A 17,885-nucleotide genomic window follows, 5' to 3' on the forward strand; every position below is an offset into this window, starting at 1 on the left:
CATGGGCCGGGTCAATGCCAAGGGCAACGACATCGGCGTCTCCAAGGAAGAGATCCGCCGCGCCTCCAACGAGCTGTCGCAGCGCACCGAGCGCCAGGCTGCCAGCCTGGAGGAAACCTCCGCCGCGCTTGACGAGCTTACCGTTGCCGTGCGCCAGACCGCCGAAGGCGCGCATGAGGCCAGCAAGCGCGTGCATGCGGTCTCGACCGAAGCCTCGCGCTCCGACGCCGTCGTCGCCCAGGCAATCGAAGCGATGAGCGGCATCGAAAAATCATCCGAGGAGATCGGCAAGATCATCGGCGTCATCGACGAGATCGCCTTCCAGACCAACCTTCTGGCACTGAATGCCGGCGTCGAGGCGGCCCGGGCCGGCGAATCCGGCAAGGGTTTTGCCGTCGTCGCCCAGGAAGTGCGCGAACTGGCGCAGCGCTCGGCGGCCGCCGCCAAGGAGATCAAGGATCAGATCGCCCGCTCCTCCGGTCAGGTCGACGAGGGTGTCCGCCTGGTCGGCGAAGCCGGTGAAGCCTTGAAGCGCATCTCCGACCAGATCAAGGCCGCCAACGAGATCGTCTCGAAGATCGCCCACAGCGCCTCCGAACAGGACACGACGCTGCGCTCGATCTCCTCGTCGATGAACCAGCTCGATGCCGCCACGCAGCAGAACGCCGCCATGGCGGAAGAAACCACGGCGTCCGCCGAAACGCTCGCCGCCGACACCGAGGACCTGCTCGGGCTCATCCGCGGCTTCCGCGTCAACGACGGCCGCCCGCTCGCACAAAACCGTCGCGCCGCTTAAAGCCGCAACGCAACAGGCACACCGAACCGCCGGGCGCAAACCCGGCGGTTTTGCTTTGTCGGGATGTTCGAGAAGCTCAGCTGGCGGCCGCAATCCGCGCGGCCAATATATCGATTTCGCGATCGGAATAGACTTCGATGCCCGCCTGTTTCAGTAGTGCAGCCGTAACGCCATGGCCTGCGTGCCGCCCGCCGGAGAAGGTGCCATCATAGATGAAGCCGGAACCGCAGGACGGGCTGCCGTCGATCAGAAGAGCGTATTGGCAGCCGGTTTCCTGTGCGAGCGCCAAGGCATTTTCAGCCGCCTGACGAAACTCGGCCGTGACATCGCCGCCGGTGATCTCCATCACGCGTGCCGTGCCGGCGAGCACATCCGCGCCGGTGGCGCCATTCGCAATTTCGGCCGGCGGTCGCGGCACGACCATGCCGGCAGACATTTCCGGACAGATTGTGACCAGCCGCCCCTCTTCGCGCCAGCGGTCGATGGCTGGGTGGATGAGTGGCTTGGAACGGCCGTCATAACGGATGGCGTGGCCCATGAGGCAGGCGCTGACGAGGATTTTTCCAGTCATCGCGCCTCCATGCCTTACCCCGAAATCTTCGAGAAATCCGCGACCGTGCCCGTTGCCTCGCGGATCAGGCGCAGCAGCGCCAAACGGTTGGCGCGGATGGCGGCGTCTTCGTCGTTGACAAGGACATCCTCGAAGAAGCGGTCGACCGGCGCGCGCAGCTTCGAAAGGGCCGCCATGGCCGAGCGGAAATCTTCTTTGGCGATCGCATCGGACGCCTCGGCGGAGGCCGCCTTGATGGCGGCGAAGAGGTCCTTTTCCACATCAAGCTTCAATAGCGCTTCCGAAACGCCATCAGCGATCACGGTGCCCTTCTTTTCCTCGGCGGCGAGAAGCTGCGTCGCGCGCTTGGTGCCGGCGAGCAGGTTCTTGCCGTCTTCGGAGGTGATGAAAGCGGTCAGTGCCTCGACACGACGGGCGACCATCAACAGGTCGTCGGCTTCCGGCGTCAGCACGGAGTCGATGAGGTCGTAGCGGGCGCCCTGATCGCGGAGATAGACCTTCAGGCGATCGTGGAAGAAGGCGAGCAGGTCGACGTCTTTCGTCGTTGCCAACAGCGGCAGCCGAACCTTGCGTTCGAGCAGGATTCTCACAACGCCCAAAGCCGCACGGCGCAGCGCGTAAGGGTCCTTCGAGCCGGTCGGCTTCTCATCGATCGCCCAGAAACCAACGAGCGTATCCAGCTTGTCGGACAGCGCGACGGTGATCGCCACCTTGTCCTCCGGCACGCGGTCGGATGGGCCTTGAGGCTTGTAGTGATCCTCGATCGCAGCGGCGACGGAAGCGTCTTCGCCTTGCAGCACCGCATATTTACGGCCCATCAGGCCCTGCAGTTCCGGGAATTCGCCCACAGCTTCGGTGCGCAGATCGGCCTTGGCGAGCACGGCGGCACGATCGACCTTTGCCAGATCGGCGCCGGTGATCTTGGCGAGGTCCGCGGCCAAAGCACGAATGCGGGAAACGCGTTCGCCCTGGCTGCCGAGCTTGGCGTGGAAAGTGACGTTCAGCGTGTCGAGCTTCGCCATGCGCTGGTCGAGCGGCTTCTTCAGGTCGAGGCCGAATTTTGCGGCCGAGGCTTCCAGTGTTTCAAGGTCCGGCAGATCGCCTTGGTCGCGCTTCCAGAAATGCAGCGCGTCGGAAAGACGGGCGCGCACGACCTTGCCGTTACCATGGATGATCTCCTTGCCGCCGTCCGTCGCCTGGATATTGGCCACAAGGATGAAACGGTTGGAAAGCGTCTCGCCGACCTGCGGGCGGGTGACGAAGCACTTCTGATTGGTCTTGATCGTCAGACGGATGATCTCGGACGGGATCGACAGGTAATCCTCTTCGAAGGAGCCCATCAGCACCTGTGGCCATTCCACCAAGCCGGAAACCTCTTCCAGCAGACCCTCATCCTCGACCAGTTCCAGGCCGTTGGCAAAGGCGATATCGCGGGCATCATGCAGGATGATGTCCTTGCGGCGTTCGGCATCGAGAATGACCTTCGCCTTTTCCAGGCTGGCTGCGTAGTCATCGAAGCGCTTGACGATAATCGCCTGCGGCGCGTGGAAACGGTGGCCATAGGTCACGTTCGAAGCGACGATGCCGTCGATCTCGAAAGGGATGACGGCGGTTTCTTCATGTTCCGTGCCGAACATGCAGACGATCGACTGTAGCGGGCGCACCCAGCGCAGCGAGCCGGGCTTGGCTGACGCCTTGCCCCAACGCATCGATTTCGGCCAGGGAAAATCCTTGATGATCCCCGGCATGACGTCCGCGATGATTTCCTCAGCGGCGCGGCCGGGCTTGGAAATGACCGCAACGTAAAAATCGCCCTTCTTCGGGTCGCTTTGCACCTGCGCTTCCGAGATGGAAGACAGGCCGGCGCCGCGCAGAAAACCGTCGATCGCCTTTTCATTGGCGTCGGTGCGCGGTCCCTTGCGCTCCTCGCGCACATCGGCGGAACGGGCGGTCAGGCCGCGAATATCCAGCGTCAGGCGCCGCGGTGTCCAATATTCGCGCGCACCCTCATAGGAAAGACCGGCCTCGACCAGCGCGTCGGTGACGAGCTTCTTCAGATCGCCGGCAGCCTTGCGCTGCATGCGGGCGGGAATTTCCTCGGAGCGGAGTTCGAGAAGGAGATCGGGCATGAGAACTGTCTTTTATGTTGAGGCAAAAAGGGTCCGGGCGGACTTAGCAAGCCCGGCAGCAAAAGTCACCAAGGCAAACCGCGAATTTACCACCCGCCGCCGCCACCGCCTCCTCCCCCGCCGCCGGAGAAGCCTCCGCCACCACCGCCTCCTCCGGAAAATGCGGAGGAAGAGGTCGATACCGGTGCTGGAATGGTAGAAGCGATGGTGGATGCCATGGAGGAGGAGAAATCGCCGATCGTGCCGCCGATATTGCCGGAGCGGAAATCGCCGGAATACCAGACTGGCGCATAGGCCGCTACGGCCGCTCCGGCGGCTGTGGCCAGCCAGGCTTCGAAAGCGCGTGACCAGGGCTTTTCGACGCCGAGGGCAACCGCATAGGGCAGCAGTTTCTCGAAGTGCTGCGGCGACATCTGCGGCGCACCCTCCATGTTCATCCGGTCACGTTCGGCAAGCGTCAGATATTGCCTCAGGCCATCGATGCCATCCGTCATCTTCCGCCCGAGCGGTGTCGGCGCTCCCATCAGGAAGAAGAACACGACATTGAGGGCGACGATGCCGACGATGCCCGCCACCAGCGGCAGCTCACCCGCTTCCATCAGCGGCACCACGACCGCCGCGAAAACACTGGCGATGGCCGACACCATGACGAAGCCGATGAAGGCGAAGACCAGCACGGAAAAGATGCGCCGTCCCAGACCGGCATCATGGCGAAGGAATGTCCGACCTATCGCGCCGGCAAGGACAGTGACGACGATCGAGAGGAAGCCCGGCACCACGATGAGCGGCAGCGCATTTTCATGCAGGCGGCCGAAGATAACGATAGCAGCCAGGATCAGCACCGAGAGGGCAATGCCGGCAATGACATAGAGCGAATTGGCCTTGTAATATTCGCCGCGATGGTCGCGCTCGATGGCGCTGCGGAATTTCGAGCCGAGCTGCTGCACCGCCTCGCCATTTTCCCTGTCGATGACTAGCGGGGAGAATGGCCCGACGGCCTGCATGAGCACCTTGTCGCCGCCGCTGAGATTGCTGCCTGCTTTACCAGTCGGGCGGATGACGACCCTGTTCTTCAAATCGTCGAGGACGACATAGCCGCGCACAGCAAGATCGATCGCGGTTGCCGACAGAGCCGTCCATCCCGCACCGGAAAAACCTCTGTTGTCGATATAGTTGACCAAGGCCGGCGATATACCATCGGGCGGATCCCAGCGCGGAACCATCACGCCCCGCGGGGGATCGCGCCCGACGGCGATCCAACTGCGGAGATAGTAGGCGAACACCAAAACCAAGCCGCCGACGGCGATGATCGCGTCGAGATGGTCGGTGATGAACCAGCGCCATTGCTGGCTGCTGCTCGGCGCCGCGATCGCGCCCTTCGGCAGCTTGATGGCGATCGTCAGGCCCTCGCCTGGGGCCAGGGGCCGCGTCGTGACGAAGGAGATCTTGTCCGCCTGCGTGCTGGTGCTCGCGTCCTGGCCCGTCGCCCCGATCGGGCCGGTATAATAGGCAAGCTGGAGCGGCTTTACGCCATCCGGCAATATAACCGTGGCCGAAGCGCGAAGGATCGGGAATTGCCAGCCATTGCCGGTGACGTTCCAATAGAGCTCGTCGTGATCGTCAAAATAACGGATCTGTCTGTTAGTGTTATAGGTGATGCGGAAGGTGTGCGGACCGCGGCTTATGATCCGATCGGCATTTCCGATATAGATGCGCTCCCCACCTTCGATGCGTTCCTTGCGCCAATCCTCCGGCGCCCCGTCGCGTTCGACAGAGACAACGTCAAAATCCACCTGCGCCTGGCGGCCTGCGGAATCAACAAAAGTCAGCGGAAAATCCCGGAATATACCGCGACGGATGGCGCGGCCTTCCGCATTCACCACAATCGTCTCGGCGACCCGCATCGAGCCGTCGCGATTGGGGATAATCGCCTGATCGAAGGCGTTGATGACTTCGGCGGCCGACGCGATTGATGCGGAAAACAGCAGTAGCAAGGCGGCAAAGAGTCCGGAAAGCCAACGCGTCATCACACCCCCATGTGATCCGACGGCACTCTGTTCAGGGCGCCGCAATGCTGAAATCTTTATCCGCCTGCCCTTTGGGCTGTATTAGTCGCGGTAGGCAACCCCCAGTGACGCAAGGACATCCCAGTAGGCCGGAAAGGTCTTGGCGACGCAATCGGGATCAAGGATCGTGATGCCGCCAATTTTAAGCCCGGCAAGTGCGAAGCTCATCGCGATGCGGTGATCGGCAAAGCTGTCGATCTCGGCCGGCAGGGTCTTGCCGGCAAGGCTAGGGTCGGATGCGACGATCAGGTCGTCGCCTTCCTCGGTGCCGAGGCCGGGAACGATGCGCGACAGGCCGCTCGACAGCGCACGGACGCGATCGCACTCCTTGACGCGGAGATTGGCGATACCGACGAAACGCACCGGCGTTTCGTTGAAGGCGGCCAGCACGGCGAGCGTCGGAATGGCATCCTGCATCTGCGATCCGTCGATGACGGGAGGCAGATGCGGAAACTGCGAGATCATGTCGTAGGCGCGGGCGTCCGGCTGCGAGAATTCGGTTGCCGGCGTGCCGAGATCGATCTTGCCGCCGGTCAGCACTTCCGCCGCCCAGAGATAGGTCGCGGCCGACGCGTCGGGTTCGATGAGAAAGTCGGTCGCATGGTAGCCGGTCGGCTCGACGCGCCAGGTCACCGGGCTCGTGCGCTCGACCCTGGCGCCGAAGGCGCGCATTGCGGCGACTGTGAGATCGATATAGCCGAGCGCGCCGATATGCTCGCCGAGCAGCTCAATATCGACCGGGCGGTCGCCGCCGGCGGCCATCATCAAAAGGGCGGAAACATATTGGCTGGAGAGGCCGCCATCGATCTGCACCCGGCTCGCCTCGAAGCGACCAGTACCGTTGACGGTCACGGGCGGGCAGCCGGTCTCGGCGGTCGCGTCGATGCCGAGGGAGCGCAGAGCGTCGACCAGCGGGCCGATCGGCCGCTTGCGCATATGGGCGTCACCATCGACCACCACCTTGCCGTCGACGAGCGCGGCGGCAGCCGTCAGGAAGCGCGTTGCGGTGCCGGCGTTGCCGAGAAACAGAGGCGCAGCGGGCGATTTGAGCTTGCTGCTGCCGGTGACGATGAACGTGGTGTTGTCGGGCTCATCGATCGTGACTCCCATGGCCCGCAGCGCCTCGGCCATATAGCGCGTGTCGTCGCTCTTCAGCGCGCCGGTCAGGCGGCTGGTTCCCTTGGCGAGGCCTGCGAGCAGCAGCGCGCGGTTGGTGATCGACTTCGATCCCGGCGGCATGGCGCGTCCAACAAGCGGCTTGCCGGGGGGGATAATCGTGAGTTTGGCTCTACCCATCATCAATCTCTTTGGTCAATCAGGAAAGCGGCCAATGGCCTGTGGCTTCCTTTACCGCCTGGAATGCAAAACCGATAGCCGAATTCTCAGAACTTGACGGATGGAACGGCGCGATCGGCCTCATTGGTGATTTCGAAGAAGGCACGCTTGGTGAAACCGAAGGAACCCGCGAGAAGGTTGTTGGGAAAGCTCTCGACCTTGACGTTCAGATCGCGGGCTGCGCCGTTGTAATAGCGCCGCGACATCTGGATTTCGTCCTCGATACCTTCGAGAGAGCGCTGCAATTCGAGGAAATTCGTATTGGCTTTCAGATCGGGATAGGCTTCGGCAAGTGCGATCACACGGCCGAGGGCTTGCGAAAGCAGGCCTTCGACCTGGCCGCGCGCGGCGACATCGCCTGGCGGCACGGCCTGCGCCTTGTTGCGCAGTTCCACGACCTCTTCCAAAGTCTGCCGCTCGTGGGCAGCGTAACCCTTCACGGTTTCGATCAGATTAGGGATCAAATCGGCGCGGCGCTTCAACTGCACGTCAATGCCGGACCAGGCCTCCTCCGCTACCTGTCTGGCGCGAACGAGACCGTTATAGATGAAAACGACATAAAGCGCGGCCAGGATGATGACCGCCAAAATAATATACATCGCGAACCCCCGTGGCGAATGTAACCGCGGGGAGACTATGTGGCTTCGCGGATATTGTCATCCGCTTTTCGCCGTCAGGCCAATACCTTAGAGACGCGAAATGTACCTCAAGCCGCCTGCTTGTCCCAGTTCGCCCCGCCTGCATCCGTCAGCAGGAAAGCTTCGCCGCAGGCTTTCGCCAGCGTGCGCACGCGCAGGATATAGCTCTGCCGTTCGGTGACCGAAATCACGCCGCGGGCGTCCAGCAGGTTGAAGACGTGGCTGGCCTTGATGCACTGGTCGTAAGCCGGGAAGACGCATTTATGCAGGAGTTGGTTGGCATTGTCGCCCGGCGCACCGGCAGCGAGCAGCGCCCGGCATTCCCTCTCCGCGTCGATGAAGTGGCGGTGCAGCATCTCGGTGTTGGCGTACTCGAAATTATGCCGGGAATATTCCTGCTCTGCCTGCAGGAAGACATCACCGTAGGTGATCTTCTCGTCGCCTTCGAGACCGTTGAAATTCAGATCGTAGACACTGTCGACGCCCTGGACATAGGTTGCCAGACGTTCGAGCCCATAGGTCAATTCGCCGGCGACCGGTGCGCATTCGATGCCGCAGATCTGCTGGAAATAGGTGAACTGCGACACTTCCATACCGTCGCACCAGCATTCCCAACCAAGACCCCAGGCGCCAAGTGTCGGGCTTTCCCAATCATCCTCGACGAAGCGGATATCATGCACCAATGGATCGAGGCCTATCGCTGCGAGCGAGCCGAGGTAAAGCTCCTGCAGGTTCGGCGGGTTCGGCTTCAGAATGACCTGATATTGGTAATAGTGCTGCATGCGATTGGGGTTTTCGCCGTAACGCCCGTCCGATGGCCGGCGGGATGGCTGCACATAGGCAGCCTTCCACGGCTTCGGGCCGAGCGCGCGCAGCGTGGTCGCCGGATGGAACGTGCCGGCGCCGACTTCCATGTCGTAGGGTTGCAGAACCGCGCAACCCTTGTCAGCCCAGTAATTGTGCAGGGTCAGGATCAGCGCCTGGAACGAGCGCTTCGGATTCATATTGTCGGGCGGGGTCGCGGTCATGGAGATCGATTTCTTCAGGTAATGGATTGTTTGGCGGACAGGTGCCACGGCAGGACGGGAGGGTCAAGGCTTTCGCGCCAAACCGTCGCGGTCACCTTTCCTGTTTCCGCCGGCTATCTGGGGCTATTCATCATCCCGTTTCACCCGATATTCCCCTGTCTTCGGGTCCTTTACCAGCGTTCCGATAGCGCCAGTGCGCCGTTCGCTTTCGGCACGGCGGGATTTCTCGGTGAGTTTTTGGGCGTCGCGCACGAAGCGTCGATAAAGAAACCAAATACCGCCGACGGCGACGATGAAGAAGATGATCTGCGGCATCTCGCGGCACTCCCGGTTACAATCCGTACCGCCCCCACAATGCCTTTTCCTCTGCCACCTCTGCAAGTCCGGAGGCAAGGCCGGCGCCGATGCCGTCCATGCCCGAAAGGGAAATGCCGGGCGCACGGCGGCCGAAGAGGCTGCGCGGCGTGGTGACCAGCTCGAGCTTGACCTTGTCGCCGAAACGCTTCCTCAGTTCCTGGCGCATATCGCCGAGCCCGTCGATCAGGCCGAGTTCCAGACCGCGCCCGCCGGTCCAGAAGAGGCCGGAAAACACGTCCTCGTCGCTGGCAAGTTTACCCGCCCGACGCTCGCGCACCATGTCGATGAAAACCTTGTGGATTTCTAGTTGCAGGCTCTTCAGATATTCGATGTCCTTTTCCTTCTCCGGCTGGAACGGATCGAGGATCACCTTGTTTTCGCCGGCGGTATAGACGCGACGCTCGACCCCGAGCTTCTTCAAGAGCTCCGGAAAACCGAACCCGCCGGAGACGACGCCGATGGAACCGACGATGGAGGTGGCATCGGCAATGATCTCGTCGCCGGCGAGCGCGATCATGTAACCGCCGGATGCCGCGACATCTTCGACGAAGACCAGCACCTTCTTCTGTTTCTCACGAGCAAGATCGCGGATGCGATTATAGATCATCCGCGATTGCACCGGCGAACCGCCCGGCGAATTGATGACGATCGCAACGGCCGGGGCAGCCTTCATACTGAAGGCCCTTTCCAGCGCCAGTGAGACACCCGCAAGGTTCAGCGACTGCCGGAGAGGCCCGCCGCCGGACGCGATGACGCCGCTCAGCCGGACGACAGGAACAACCATTAAATCCTTGCGAAATCGCTTCGGAAGCATGCGCCTGAAAAATCCAGCCATTCGTCGTTCCTGATTCATGATGTTTGCTGCAGGTGATGTATGCATGGAAACGGCAAACGCAACATCAATCATTGCATTTCGCGCCCGGATTCCTTCAGCCGGCATAGTTTTCGTCAACATGAAGAGAGGATGAGGAAGACGAGAGGACTGGCTTTCGCGCCGCGGCAGCTCGCTTCGCCAGGCTCAGCTTAGGGGCTTGGTTTCAGCGCGCGAGCGAAAGCAGCAACGACCATGTCGATCAGCCGCGTGTGGATTTCGTTACGTGAGCGTCCTCCGCCATCCGAGCAGATCGGATCACCTATCTTTTCGGATTCAGCGATCTCGGCTGCACCGGGCTTGCATTCGGGAAACATGCTGAAGTGGCTCGCATCTTCGATCGTGGAATACGTCGCATGTGGAATGGCTTCTGCAATCTTGGTAGCCTGCACGGTCTGAGGGATCTTTCCGGGTTGGCCTAGATTTACGAGATCAACAGGAACTGAAATTCGGGAAAAGGTGTTGAATTCAAAGACATCGACGGGTGCGGGATCAATCGCCATCGCAAACCTGATGCGCGCATCTTCATTGTCGCGACCGGCCAACGCCATGTCCATGGCATGTAAATCGACGCCGCTTTGCTTGACCCATTCACAAAGCGAAGCATTGAGCGCGTCCGTATCGCAATAGCTTGCCAAGCGCTTGGGGTCGATGCGAGCGCCCGCTATTGCAAGTGCCGTGCTGCCGCCCATTGAAAGCCCGAGCACTCCTACCTCGCTAAGTTCAAGGTGCTCTTTAAAAAAGGCGCTTTTGCTCATCGCGTTCAGGGTCTCGGTGATATCCGCTGGCCTCAACCAAAGCTTCATCGTTTCCGCTGCGGATCGATTTGCACCCGCATTTCCGGGATGGGTGGGAGCGGCCACAACGAACCCCTGCTTCGCCAAGGGCATAGCAATCCAGCTCAAGGCTTGTGCGTTTCCTGCCAATCCAGCGCCATGAGAAAGCAATACCAGGGGAAATTTTCCGTGTGCGATTGGCGCGTCGAACATGGCGGGCGTCCCCACAAAAAAGAGGCTCTCACCAAGCGAGACGGGTTTGCCACCTGAGTCTGCCGGATACCAAACAGTCACGGCGAGATCGCTGCCCCGCTCCTTGGAGGGAGCCGCAATCTGACGCACGCCGACATTTTCGCTAGCAGAGGCTGACTGCTCCGTTATCACGATGACGCAAAGCATAAGCGCAATTATCATCAAGAATTTCATTGTTTTCCTCTTGCCGTCTTTATCCTCGACATACCTTCTCTGCCGCACTCGGATTGATGGCGGATTGGGGCGGCGTATGCTCAGGCTTAAGATCGGCGGGAAAACAGACCGACTCGCCCTCGAACGCGATCTTGGACGTCCGAGATCGTGATTTAGGTCGTTTCGTGCGATGATTGTTGCCCGAGGCGGAGAATTAGGAAGAGACGGGGGCCTCAGCCTGCCCCTCAGGTGCAGCAGGTGTTTCGCTACCGACGCGGCGATAGGCGCTGGGGGTCATGCCCATGATGCGCAGGAACTCGCGATTGAAGTTCGACTTCGTGCCAAAACCCGATTCCAGCATGATGACCGTCACCGGATCTCGCGTGGCGACCAGCCGTCGCTTCGCATCATCGACCCTGTACTCGTTCACGATCTGAGAGACGTTGCGACCGTGAACTCGGTTCAGAGCGCCAGAAATCTGCCGCGCAGGTATGCCAACGCGCCGCGCGAGGCGTTCCAACGTCAGGTCGGGGTCGCGATAGAGATGTTGCGCGCTCATCAGGGCATCGATCCGCTGCACTATGGCTGCGTCCTCCTCGCTGCCTGAAGAGGATGGAAGAGAAGATAGAGCTTCAGGAGCGGCCAAGACGACGCTCCGCTCCGGAGCGTTGGGTTCCGTTTGGGGGCGAGTATCGTCTGCGACCGTCGCGGCATAACCTGCAACGGTCAACCACAGCACGCTCGCAACGGTCAGGAGCGTTCGGGCCTGCTGACCGTTAGCAAAGGAGAGGTCGAGCGACACCGCTGCGTCAATAAAGGCCGTCATAACAAGCAAAATCGCTACCGCGACGAGCGCCTTATGCGCGGTCCACTCATCGCTGATACGCACGGCGGCAAGTGCGCCCGGCCCCTGTCGCGCAACGCGCAGGAGCGCAATACCGTATCCAAGATAGATCGCAAAAAGAGCGACATCGATTGGCGCGCGCCAGAAGACAACCAGAGCCGCAACGAGACTCACCGGTATCAGATGCAGCAACAGGTCTAAGGGCCTTGCAACGCTATTGCGACGAAGCTGATCGAAAGCTGCGAAGCACAGCGCTGGCACCACCGCCGCGCCGATGGGCTGGATAATTCGTGCCGAATACCAACCAGCGTTCCAGTTCAGTCCCGACAAAATCGCTTGAACGGCGAGGGTTGCGACGAGTAGCGGAAACAGCCCAAGCTTTCGCTCTCCCTGTCGGATCATCCGCACAAGGATCAGGCAAAGAAGAAGGGAAACAACGAACGGCAGCGGTATCGAAGGCATGGATGACCATTATCACGTAAGGTCTCTTGGTCGTATCCGTGCGCCATCTGGAATTCGCAAAAAATACCGATTAAAGCGACACTTGTTTCGCCGGTTTCGCACCGTCGCACAATAGCGAATCATGCAACGTGCGCGATGACCGCTCCTGCGCCAATCGCGGCCAACGGCGGCCGTTGCCCTAGACACTGGCAATCACCGAATTCGGCCCCCAGGGTGCCACGTTCAATTGCGCGCCGATGTACGGCCACTTTAATGCTCTTGAACGAGAGTACCGAGCCTCTTTTCCGCTCGTCTATTCGTCTGGCGCATGTCAAGGTGACGAACAAAGGTGCGTTCGGCTGCAACCAAGGTGAAGGTGGTCCATGTCGGTAATGCAGATCCCGGGACTGCTATCGTTCACCATTGCAATCCTCGTGTTCTTCGCTGGTGCAAACCTCAACCGTTTCATTCCCGTTCTTGCTCGGTGGAGCATACCCGAAGCGGTGACTGGTGGCCTGCTCGCCGCCCTGATAACGCTGGTCGCGTATGAGTTCTTCGGTTTGGAGATCAGTTTTACGCTCGCCGCACGCGACATGCTTCTTCTCTATTTCTTCACCGGGGTGGGCCTCAACGCCAGGCTCTCCGACCTCCTGGCTGGAGGCAAGCCATTTCTTATCTTGTTGGCTATCACGCTTGTATTTCTGGTCATCCAGAACGTAATCGCCATCGGAGTCAGCGACATACTCGGCCTCCCAGATGGCATGGCAATCTTGCTCGGCTCCACGTCGCTGATCGGCGGTCACGGCACGACGATTGCCTGGGCGCCGATTATCACCAGCCGTTTCGGACTGACGAATGCGCTTGAAATCGGCATTGCCAGCGCAACGCTTGGCCTTGTTATCGCCAGCCTCATCGGTGGACCGACCGCGCAATTCCTGATCAAACGCTATGGCCTGAGCGGCCCCGCCACGGAAGAATTGGTGATCGGTGTATCGCGCGCTGCAGAAAGCAGCCATGAAGATGATGTCAGCTATGTCAGCCTGCTGCGAGCCTTGCTCGTGACCAATATCGCCATTCTCATCGGGTACGCCTTGCATGAGATCATCGTGGAGGCTGGCGTCAATCTTCCGCTGTTCGTCGTCTGCCTACTGGTCGCGATCGTGATGACGAACACCGTTCCGCTGCTCGCACCGCGCCTCCCTTGGCCGACACGCACGCGAGCGCTTTCGCTCATCTCCGATCTCTCGTTGAACGTCTTTCTCGCAATGTCGCTGATGAGCATGCAGTTGTGGGCTCTCAGCGGACTCGGCTTAGCGCTTGTGATCGTCCTCGTCGTGCAGACGATTGCGGTCGTCGTTTATGTCCTGTTCGTTGTGTTCCCCGCGATGGGCCGTACGTATGATGCGGCGGTGATTTCTGCAGGCTTCTTTGGTATCTCGCTTGGAGCGACCCCGACTGCAATCGCCAACATGACGGCGGTGACCAAAACTCATGGGGCAGCAACCATCGCCTTCATCATTCTGCCGCTCGTCTCCGCATTCTTCATCGATCTGGCAAACGCAGCCGTGCTTGGGTTCCTTGTTCGGTGATTGATCCTGCGTCATCTGTAGTCCACGGCTAAGCCCGTCAGCGAACAAAAAAGGGCCGCCCTTGCGGGCGGCCAGAGGCAGATGGAGGTCTGCTTGTTATTCCGGGATTGCGGCTGCCCGACGGATCAGGTGGCTTCCACCGTGCCGCACATCAACATCGGCATCATATTCATGGCGGGATTCATCTTGATCATCTCCGCCGCTCAGCCGCATTTCGGCTCTCGGTGAGGATTCGGATAGAACGACCAAAAATAACGCCCGATATAAAAAAACGTTCCAACACTCTTTTCTAAATCAGATTGAAGGCTCGTCCGCCTGATATCGAGCAAATTCGTTATCGCGAATTTTCCTCCGTTATCGTGGATTGCACGAAAGTCACAGCCGCGGCGAATGTGGCCGGGAATGGTTTCTCTTGTTGCGAATGAATTGCATTATCATTCTAAACCGCTTACCTCTTGCAGGATCGAAGCCTGCGGAATCCCTATGGATATCATGAAACCCGAGCCCGATGCTGGCTGGCGTCACGATCGGCAAGAGGGCACTCTTTCCGATGTCTACCGCTCCGTCGAAACCGCCAAGGGCGGCTCGACGCTGCGCCGCATCGCCGCCTTCGCCGGTCCGGGCTATCTCGTCGCTGTCGGCTACATGGACCCAGGCAACTGGGCGACCTCGCTCGCGGGCGGATCGAGATTCGGCTATGCGCTGCTCACCGTCGCGCTGTTGTCCAACATCATGGCGGTGGTGCTGCAGGCGCTCTGCGCACGGCTAGCGATCGCTACCGGCCGCGACCTAGCGCAAGCATGCCGAGATGCCTTTCCGCGCTTCGTCTCCGTGCCGCTCTGGGCGATGGCGGAAATCGCCATCATCGCGACGGATATCGCAGAAGTCGTCGGCACCGCCATCGGCCTCAATCTGGTCTTCGGGCTGCCGCTCGAATTCGGCGTGCTGGTCACCGCATTCGATGTGTTTCTCATCCTTTTCCTGCAGCGCCTGGGCTTTCGCTGGGTGGAAGCGCTGATCATCACCTTGCTCGGTGTCATCGCCTTCTGTTTCGGCATTCAGGTCTTCCTCGCCGATCCCAATTGGGGCGAGGTCATCAAGGGCTTTTTCCCGACGACGGCGATCGTCAGGGATCCCAACATGCTCTATCTCGCGCTCGGCATCCTCGGCGCGACGGTCATGCCGCACAATCTCTATCTGCATTCCGGCATCGTGCAGACCCGCGCTTTCGGTCATACGCTGCCGGAAAAGAAAGAGGCGCTGACCTATGCCACGATCGATTCGACCGTGGCGCTGACCTTTGCGCTGCTCATCAACGCCTCCATCCTCATTCTCGCCGGGGCGGCGTTTCACGCGCGCGGCCATACCGATGTGGTGGAGCTCGCCCAAGCCGAATCGCTGCTTGCGCCTCTTCTGGGCCTGGCGATCGCGCCGACGCTGTTCGGGATCGCGCTTCTCTGTTGCGGCCTCAACTCGACGGTAACGGCGACACTTGCCGGGCAGATCGTCATGGAAGGTTTTCTGCGGCTGAAGGTGAAACCCTGGCTGCGACGCCTCGTGACGCGCGGGCTGGCGATCATGCCCGCCGGGATCGTCACCATCTGGTTCGGGGACTCCGGCACGGCGGAATTGCTGATCCTGACCCAGGTCGTGCTCAGCCTGCAACTTTCCTTCGCTGTCTTCCCGCTGGTCATGTTCACTGCCGACAAGACCAAGATGGGCGAGCTGGTCGCACCGCGCTGGCTGAGTACCGTCGCCTATATTATCGCCGTCATCATCGCCGTTCTGAACATCAAGCTGATCTTCGACGCGTTTTAAAGCGTGCTTTACTTCCGGGAATAGGCGGCGCGGCCATTATTGAGGTCATCGACAAAGTCGGAGAATTTGTGCGTTCCCTCGCCGTGCATGATCAGCGGCGCCCGAAGCGCCAGCCGTGCGCGTGAGCCCTTGATCGCCGTCACCAGGATGCGAACGGCATTTTCACGCTCGCGCGGATGGATGGGCGTGATCTCGATGCCGCCGAAACGGCGGCCGCAGGCGGCGATGATCTCGCCGATCGATTGCGGCCGGGCGATCAGCGACAGTTGCCCGCCCGGGATCATGATCGCGCCCGCCGTTCGCACCCAGCTTTCGAACAGGCCGTCGGTCATGGCGTGGGCCTGCGCTTTCAACGCATCCGGCGTCAACCGGTCGCTGGCATCGTTGAAAGGTGGGTTCATGATGACATGATGAAAGCTGTCATCGATGAGACCGGCGTCATTGCGCGCATTTCCGGTCAGGCTCACATCGGCTTCGACAACAGCGACACGGTCGGCGAAACGGGCATTTTCCGGAAGCACCAGGCTCTTGCGCGCAAATTCGGCCATTTCCGGCGAGCGCTCGAACAGCACCACCTTCGCCTGCTCCAGCCGGGAGGCCACAGCCATGCCGGCCGCCCCAGCGCCTGCGCCGAGGTCGGCCACCCTGATGGCGCGCTCATCAGCCACCAGCGCCGCAAGCAACATGGCGTCCATGCCGGAACGATGGCCCCTGCCCCTTGGCTGGACGATATGGAACGCGCCGCGATGGAAGGCATCGATGGTCTCGGAAAGGTTGTCGGCCATGGCGGACCTCAGTTGCGCACCGGACGCAACTCGTCGCCGAGGCCGGCGTCGGTCAGAATGCGCCGGGCCTGATCGGCACGCTCGTCATCGACCAGAAAGCGGCGTGGCAGCATGCCGAGCGAGCCTTCGAGAATGCTCATGCCCTGATCCGCGATGAAGCAATGAATTCCCGCGTCCTTCATCAGGCTCTCGGCGAAGGAGAGGAGAACGGGATCATTGGTGCGGATCAACTCGTGCATAAGCCTTGGGTTTCCTGTCAAATTTGCGAGACGAGACAAATCGCCTCTTGCCGCCTCTTTCGCCCCTTCTTATTGTGCTTTGCAGAAAATGAACAGGAGTCCGGATCGTTGGGCGTCGTGATACCGCTTGAAGAAAGCAAGAATAAACTGGCATCCATCAAGCCCTTGGTGGATCTGACCAAGGCGGATATGGAGCGCGTCAACCAGCTGATCCTGTCGAAAGCCGGCTCCGATGTGCAGATGATCCCGGAAGTTGCCGAGCATCTGATCTCTTCCGGCGGCAAGCGCCTGCGGCCGATGCTGACCATCTCCTCCGCCGCGCTCTACGGCTATCAAGGTGACAACCACATCAAGCTCGCGACATCGGTCGAATTTCTGCACACCGCGACATTGTTGCACGATGACGTGGTGGACGAAAGCGATTTGCGCCGCGGGAAGTCCACGGCCCGCATGATCTGGGGCAATCAGGCAAGTGTTCTGGTTGGCGACTTCCTGCTCGGCCAGGCTTTCCGCATGATGGTCGAGGTCGGTTCGCTGGAGGCGCTCGACGTTCTTTCATCGGCTGCCTGCGTCATCGCCGAGGGCGAGGTGCTGCAGCTCTCCGTCTCCAAGAACATGGAGACCACCGAAGACGATTACCTCTCCGTCATCCGCGCCAAGACAGCAGCGCTTTTCGCCGCGGCCGCCGAAGTCGGCCCGATCGTTGCCAATGCCGGCAAGGCCGAGCGTAACGCTTTGAAGTCCTACGGCACCAATCTTGGCCTCGCCTTCCAATTGGTCGACGATGCGCTGGATTACGGTGGCAAGGCCGCCGATCTCGGCAAGAATGTCGGCGATGATTTCCGCGAAGGCAAGATCACCCTTCCCGTCATTCTCGCCTATCGCCGCGGCACCGAAAAGGAGCGCGCATTCTGGCGCAACGCCATCGAGGCCGGAAACAATAGTGACGAGAACCTGGAAAAGGCACTCGGTCTGATCACCAAATATGGGGCGCTCACCGACACCATCGCCCGCGCCGTTCACTATGGCACCATCGCCCGCGACGCACTGGCGCCGCTACCGGAAACGCCGTGGAAATCCGCTCTCATGGAAGTGATCGATTTCTGCATCGAACGCGTGAACTAATCGCAGCCGGCCGAATTTCTTGCAGGACCGCTTCAAAAAAGCCATCCTGTTGTGAATCATTGACATGAACGA

The 17,885-nt window shown here is 60.5% G+C and carries 16 protein-coding genes; 4 read left to right on the plus strand and 12 right to left on the minus strand.

The genetic code is table 11. The annotated features are described in order from the left end of the window. On the plus strand, positions 1-796 hold a 796-nt coding region (locus PY649_RS27795; protein WP_285872118.1), incomplete at its 5' end, for a methyl-accepting chemotaxis protein. A 76-nt stretch (positions 797-872) separates the two neighbouring features. On the opposite strand, the gene PY649_RS27800 is transcribed toward PY649_RS27795, so the two are convergent. The 10 genes from PY649_RS27800 to PY649_RS27845 all read right to left on the minus strand — a co-directional run bounded on the left by PY649_RS27800 (position 873) and on the right by PY649_RS27845 (position 12,278). Next, on the minus strand, positions 873-1,367 hold the full coding sequence (locus PY649_RS27800) for a 2-thiouracil desulfurase family protein (protein WP_285872119.1): 495 nt from the start codon (positions 1,365-1,367) through the stop codon (positions 873-875). Between the two features lie 14 nt (positions 1,368-1,381). Beyond that, a complete protein-coding gene (glyS, locus tag PY649_RS27805; protein ID WP_285872120.1) occupies positions 1,382-3,496 on the minus strand; it encodes a glycine--tRNA ligase subunit beta in 2,115 nt (704 codons plus the stop codon). An 86-nt stretch (positions 3,497-3,582) separates the two neighbouring features. Next, positions 3,583-5,523, minus strand: a complete 1,941-nt coding sequence (locus PY649_RS27810; RefSeq protein ID WP_285872121.1) for a DUF2207 domain-containing protein — start codon at positions 5,521-5,523, stop codon at positions 3,583-3,585. 81 nt (positions 5,524-5,604) lie between these two features. Continuing rightward, the gene (aroA, locus tag PY649_RS27815) at positions 5,605-6,861 is read right to left on the minus strand and encodes a 3-phosphoshikimate 1-carboxyvinyltransferase (protein ID WP_285872122.1); all 1,257 of its coding nucleotides are present in this window, start codon (positions 6,859-6,861) and stop codon (positions 5,605-5,607) included. Positions 6,862-6,944: 83 nt separating this feature from the next. Further along, entirely contained in the window at positions 6,945-7,496 is a 552-nt protein-coding gene (locus PY649_RS27820) for a LemA family protein (RefSeq protein WP_285872123.1), read from the minus strand. A 107-nt stretch (positions 7,497-7,603) separates the two neighbouring features. Further along, positions 7,604-8,563, minus strand: a complete 960-nt coding sequence (locus tag PY649_RS27825; protein WP_285872124.1) for a glycine--tRNA ligase subunit alpha — start codon at positions 8,561-8,563, stop codon at positions 7,604-7,606. Between the two features lie 123 nt (positions 8,564-8,686). Beyond that, complete coding sequence (locus PY649_RS27830; RefSeq protein WP_285872125.1) at positions 8,687-8,878, minus strand: NfeD family protein; 192 nt, start codon at positions 8,876-8,878, stop codon at positions 8,687-8,689. 16 nt (positions 8,879-8,894) lie between these two features. Beyond that, positions 8,895-9,755, minus strand: coding sequence for a S49 family peptidase (locus PY649_RS27835; protein WP_285872126.1), 861 nt, complete (start codon positions 9,753-9,755; stop codon positions 8,895-8,897). Between the two features lie 188 nt (positions 9,756-9,943). Beyond that, complete coding sequence (locus PY649_RS27840; protein ID WP_285872127.1) at positions 9,944-10,993, minus strand: alpha/beta hydrolase family protein; 1,050 nt, start codon at positions 10,991-10,993, stop codon at positions 9,944-9,946. A gap of 193 nt (positions 10,994-11,186) precedes the next feature. Further along, complete coding sequence (locus PY649_RS27845) at positions 11,187-12,278, minus strand: helix-turn-helix domain-containing protein (RefSeq protein WP_432761419.1); 1,092 nt, start codon at positions 12,276-12,278, stop codon at positions 11,187-11,189. 362 nt (positions 12,279-12,640) lie between these two features. Here PY649_RS27845 and gltS point away from each other — a divergent pair, with 362 nt between their 5' ends. Both gltS and PY649_RS27855 read left to right on the plus strand, forming a co-directional pair. Continuing rightward, complete coding sequence (gene gltS / locus PY649_RS27850) at positions 12,641-13,846, plus strand: sodium/glutamate symporter (RefSeq protein ID WP_285872129.1); 1,206 nt, start codon at positions 12,641-12,643, stop codon at positions 13,844-13,846. Positions 13,847-14,329: 483 nt separating this feature from the next. Continuing rightward, entirely contained in the window at positions 14,330-15,664 is a 1,335-nt protein-coding gene (locus PY649_RS27855) for an Nramp family divalent metal transporter (protein ID WP_285872130.1), read from the plus strand. A gap of 8 nt (positions 15,665-15,672) precedes the next feature. Here the strand turns inward: PY649_RS27855 and PY649_RS27860 are convergent, their stop codons facing one another. Together PY649_RS27860 and PY649_RS27865 are read right to left on the minus strand one after the other, a co-directional pair. Then, positions 15,673-16,449, minus strand: coding sequence for a tRNA1(Val) (adenine(37)-N6)-methyltransferase (locus tag PY649_RS27860; RefSeq protein ID WP_285872131.1), 777 nt, complete (start codon positions 16,447-16,449; stop codon positions 15,673-15,675). An 8-nt stretch (positions 16,450-16,457) separates the two neighbouring features. Next, positions 16,458-16,688 (minus strand): putative signal transducing protein, encoded by a 231-nt coding sequence (locus PY649_RS27865; protein ID WP_285872132.1) that lies wholly within the window; start codon positions 16,686-16,688, stop codon positions 16,458-16,460. Between the two features lie 108 nt (positions 16,689-16,796). Here PY649_RS27865 and PY649_RS27870 point away from each other — a divergent pair, with 108 nt between their 5' ends. Next, entirely contained in the window at positions 16,797-17,813 is a 1,017-nt protein-coding gene (locus tag PY649_RS27870) for a polyprenyl synthetase family protein (protein ID WP_285872134.1), read from the plus strand. Positions 17,814-17,885 lie beyond the last annotated feature (72 nt).

It is taken from the genome of Rhizobium mayense, assembly GCF_030272705.1.
Lineage (GTDB): Bacteria > Pseudomonadota > Alphaproteobacteria > Rhizobiales > Rhizobiaceae > Rhizobium > Rhizobium mayense.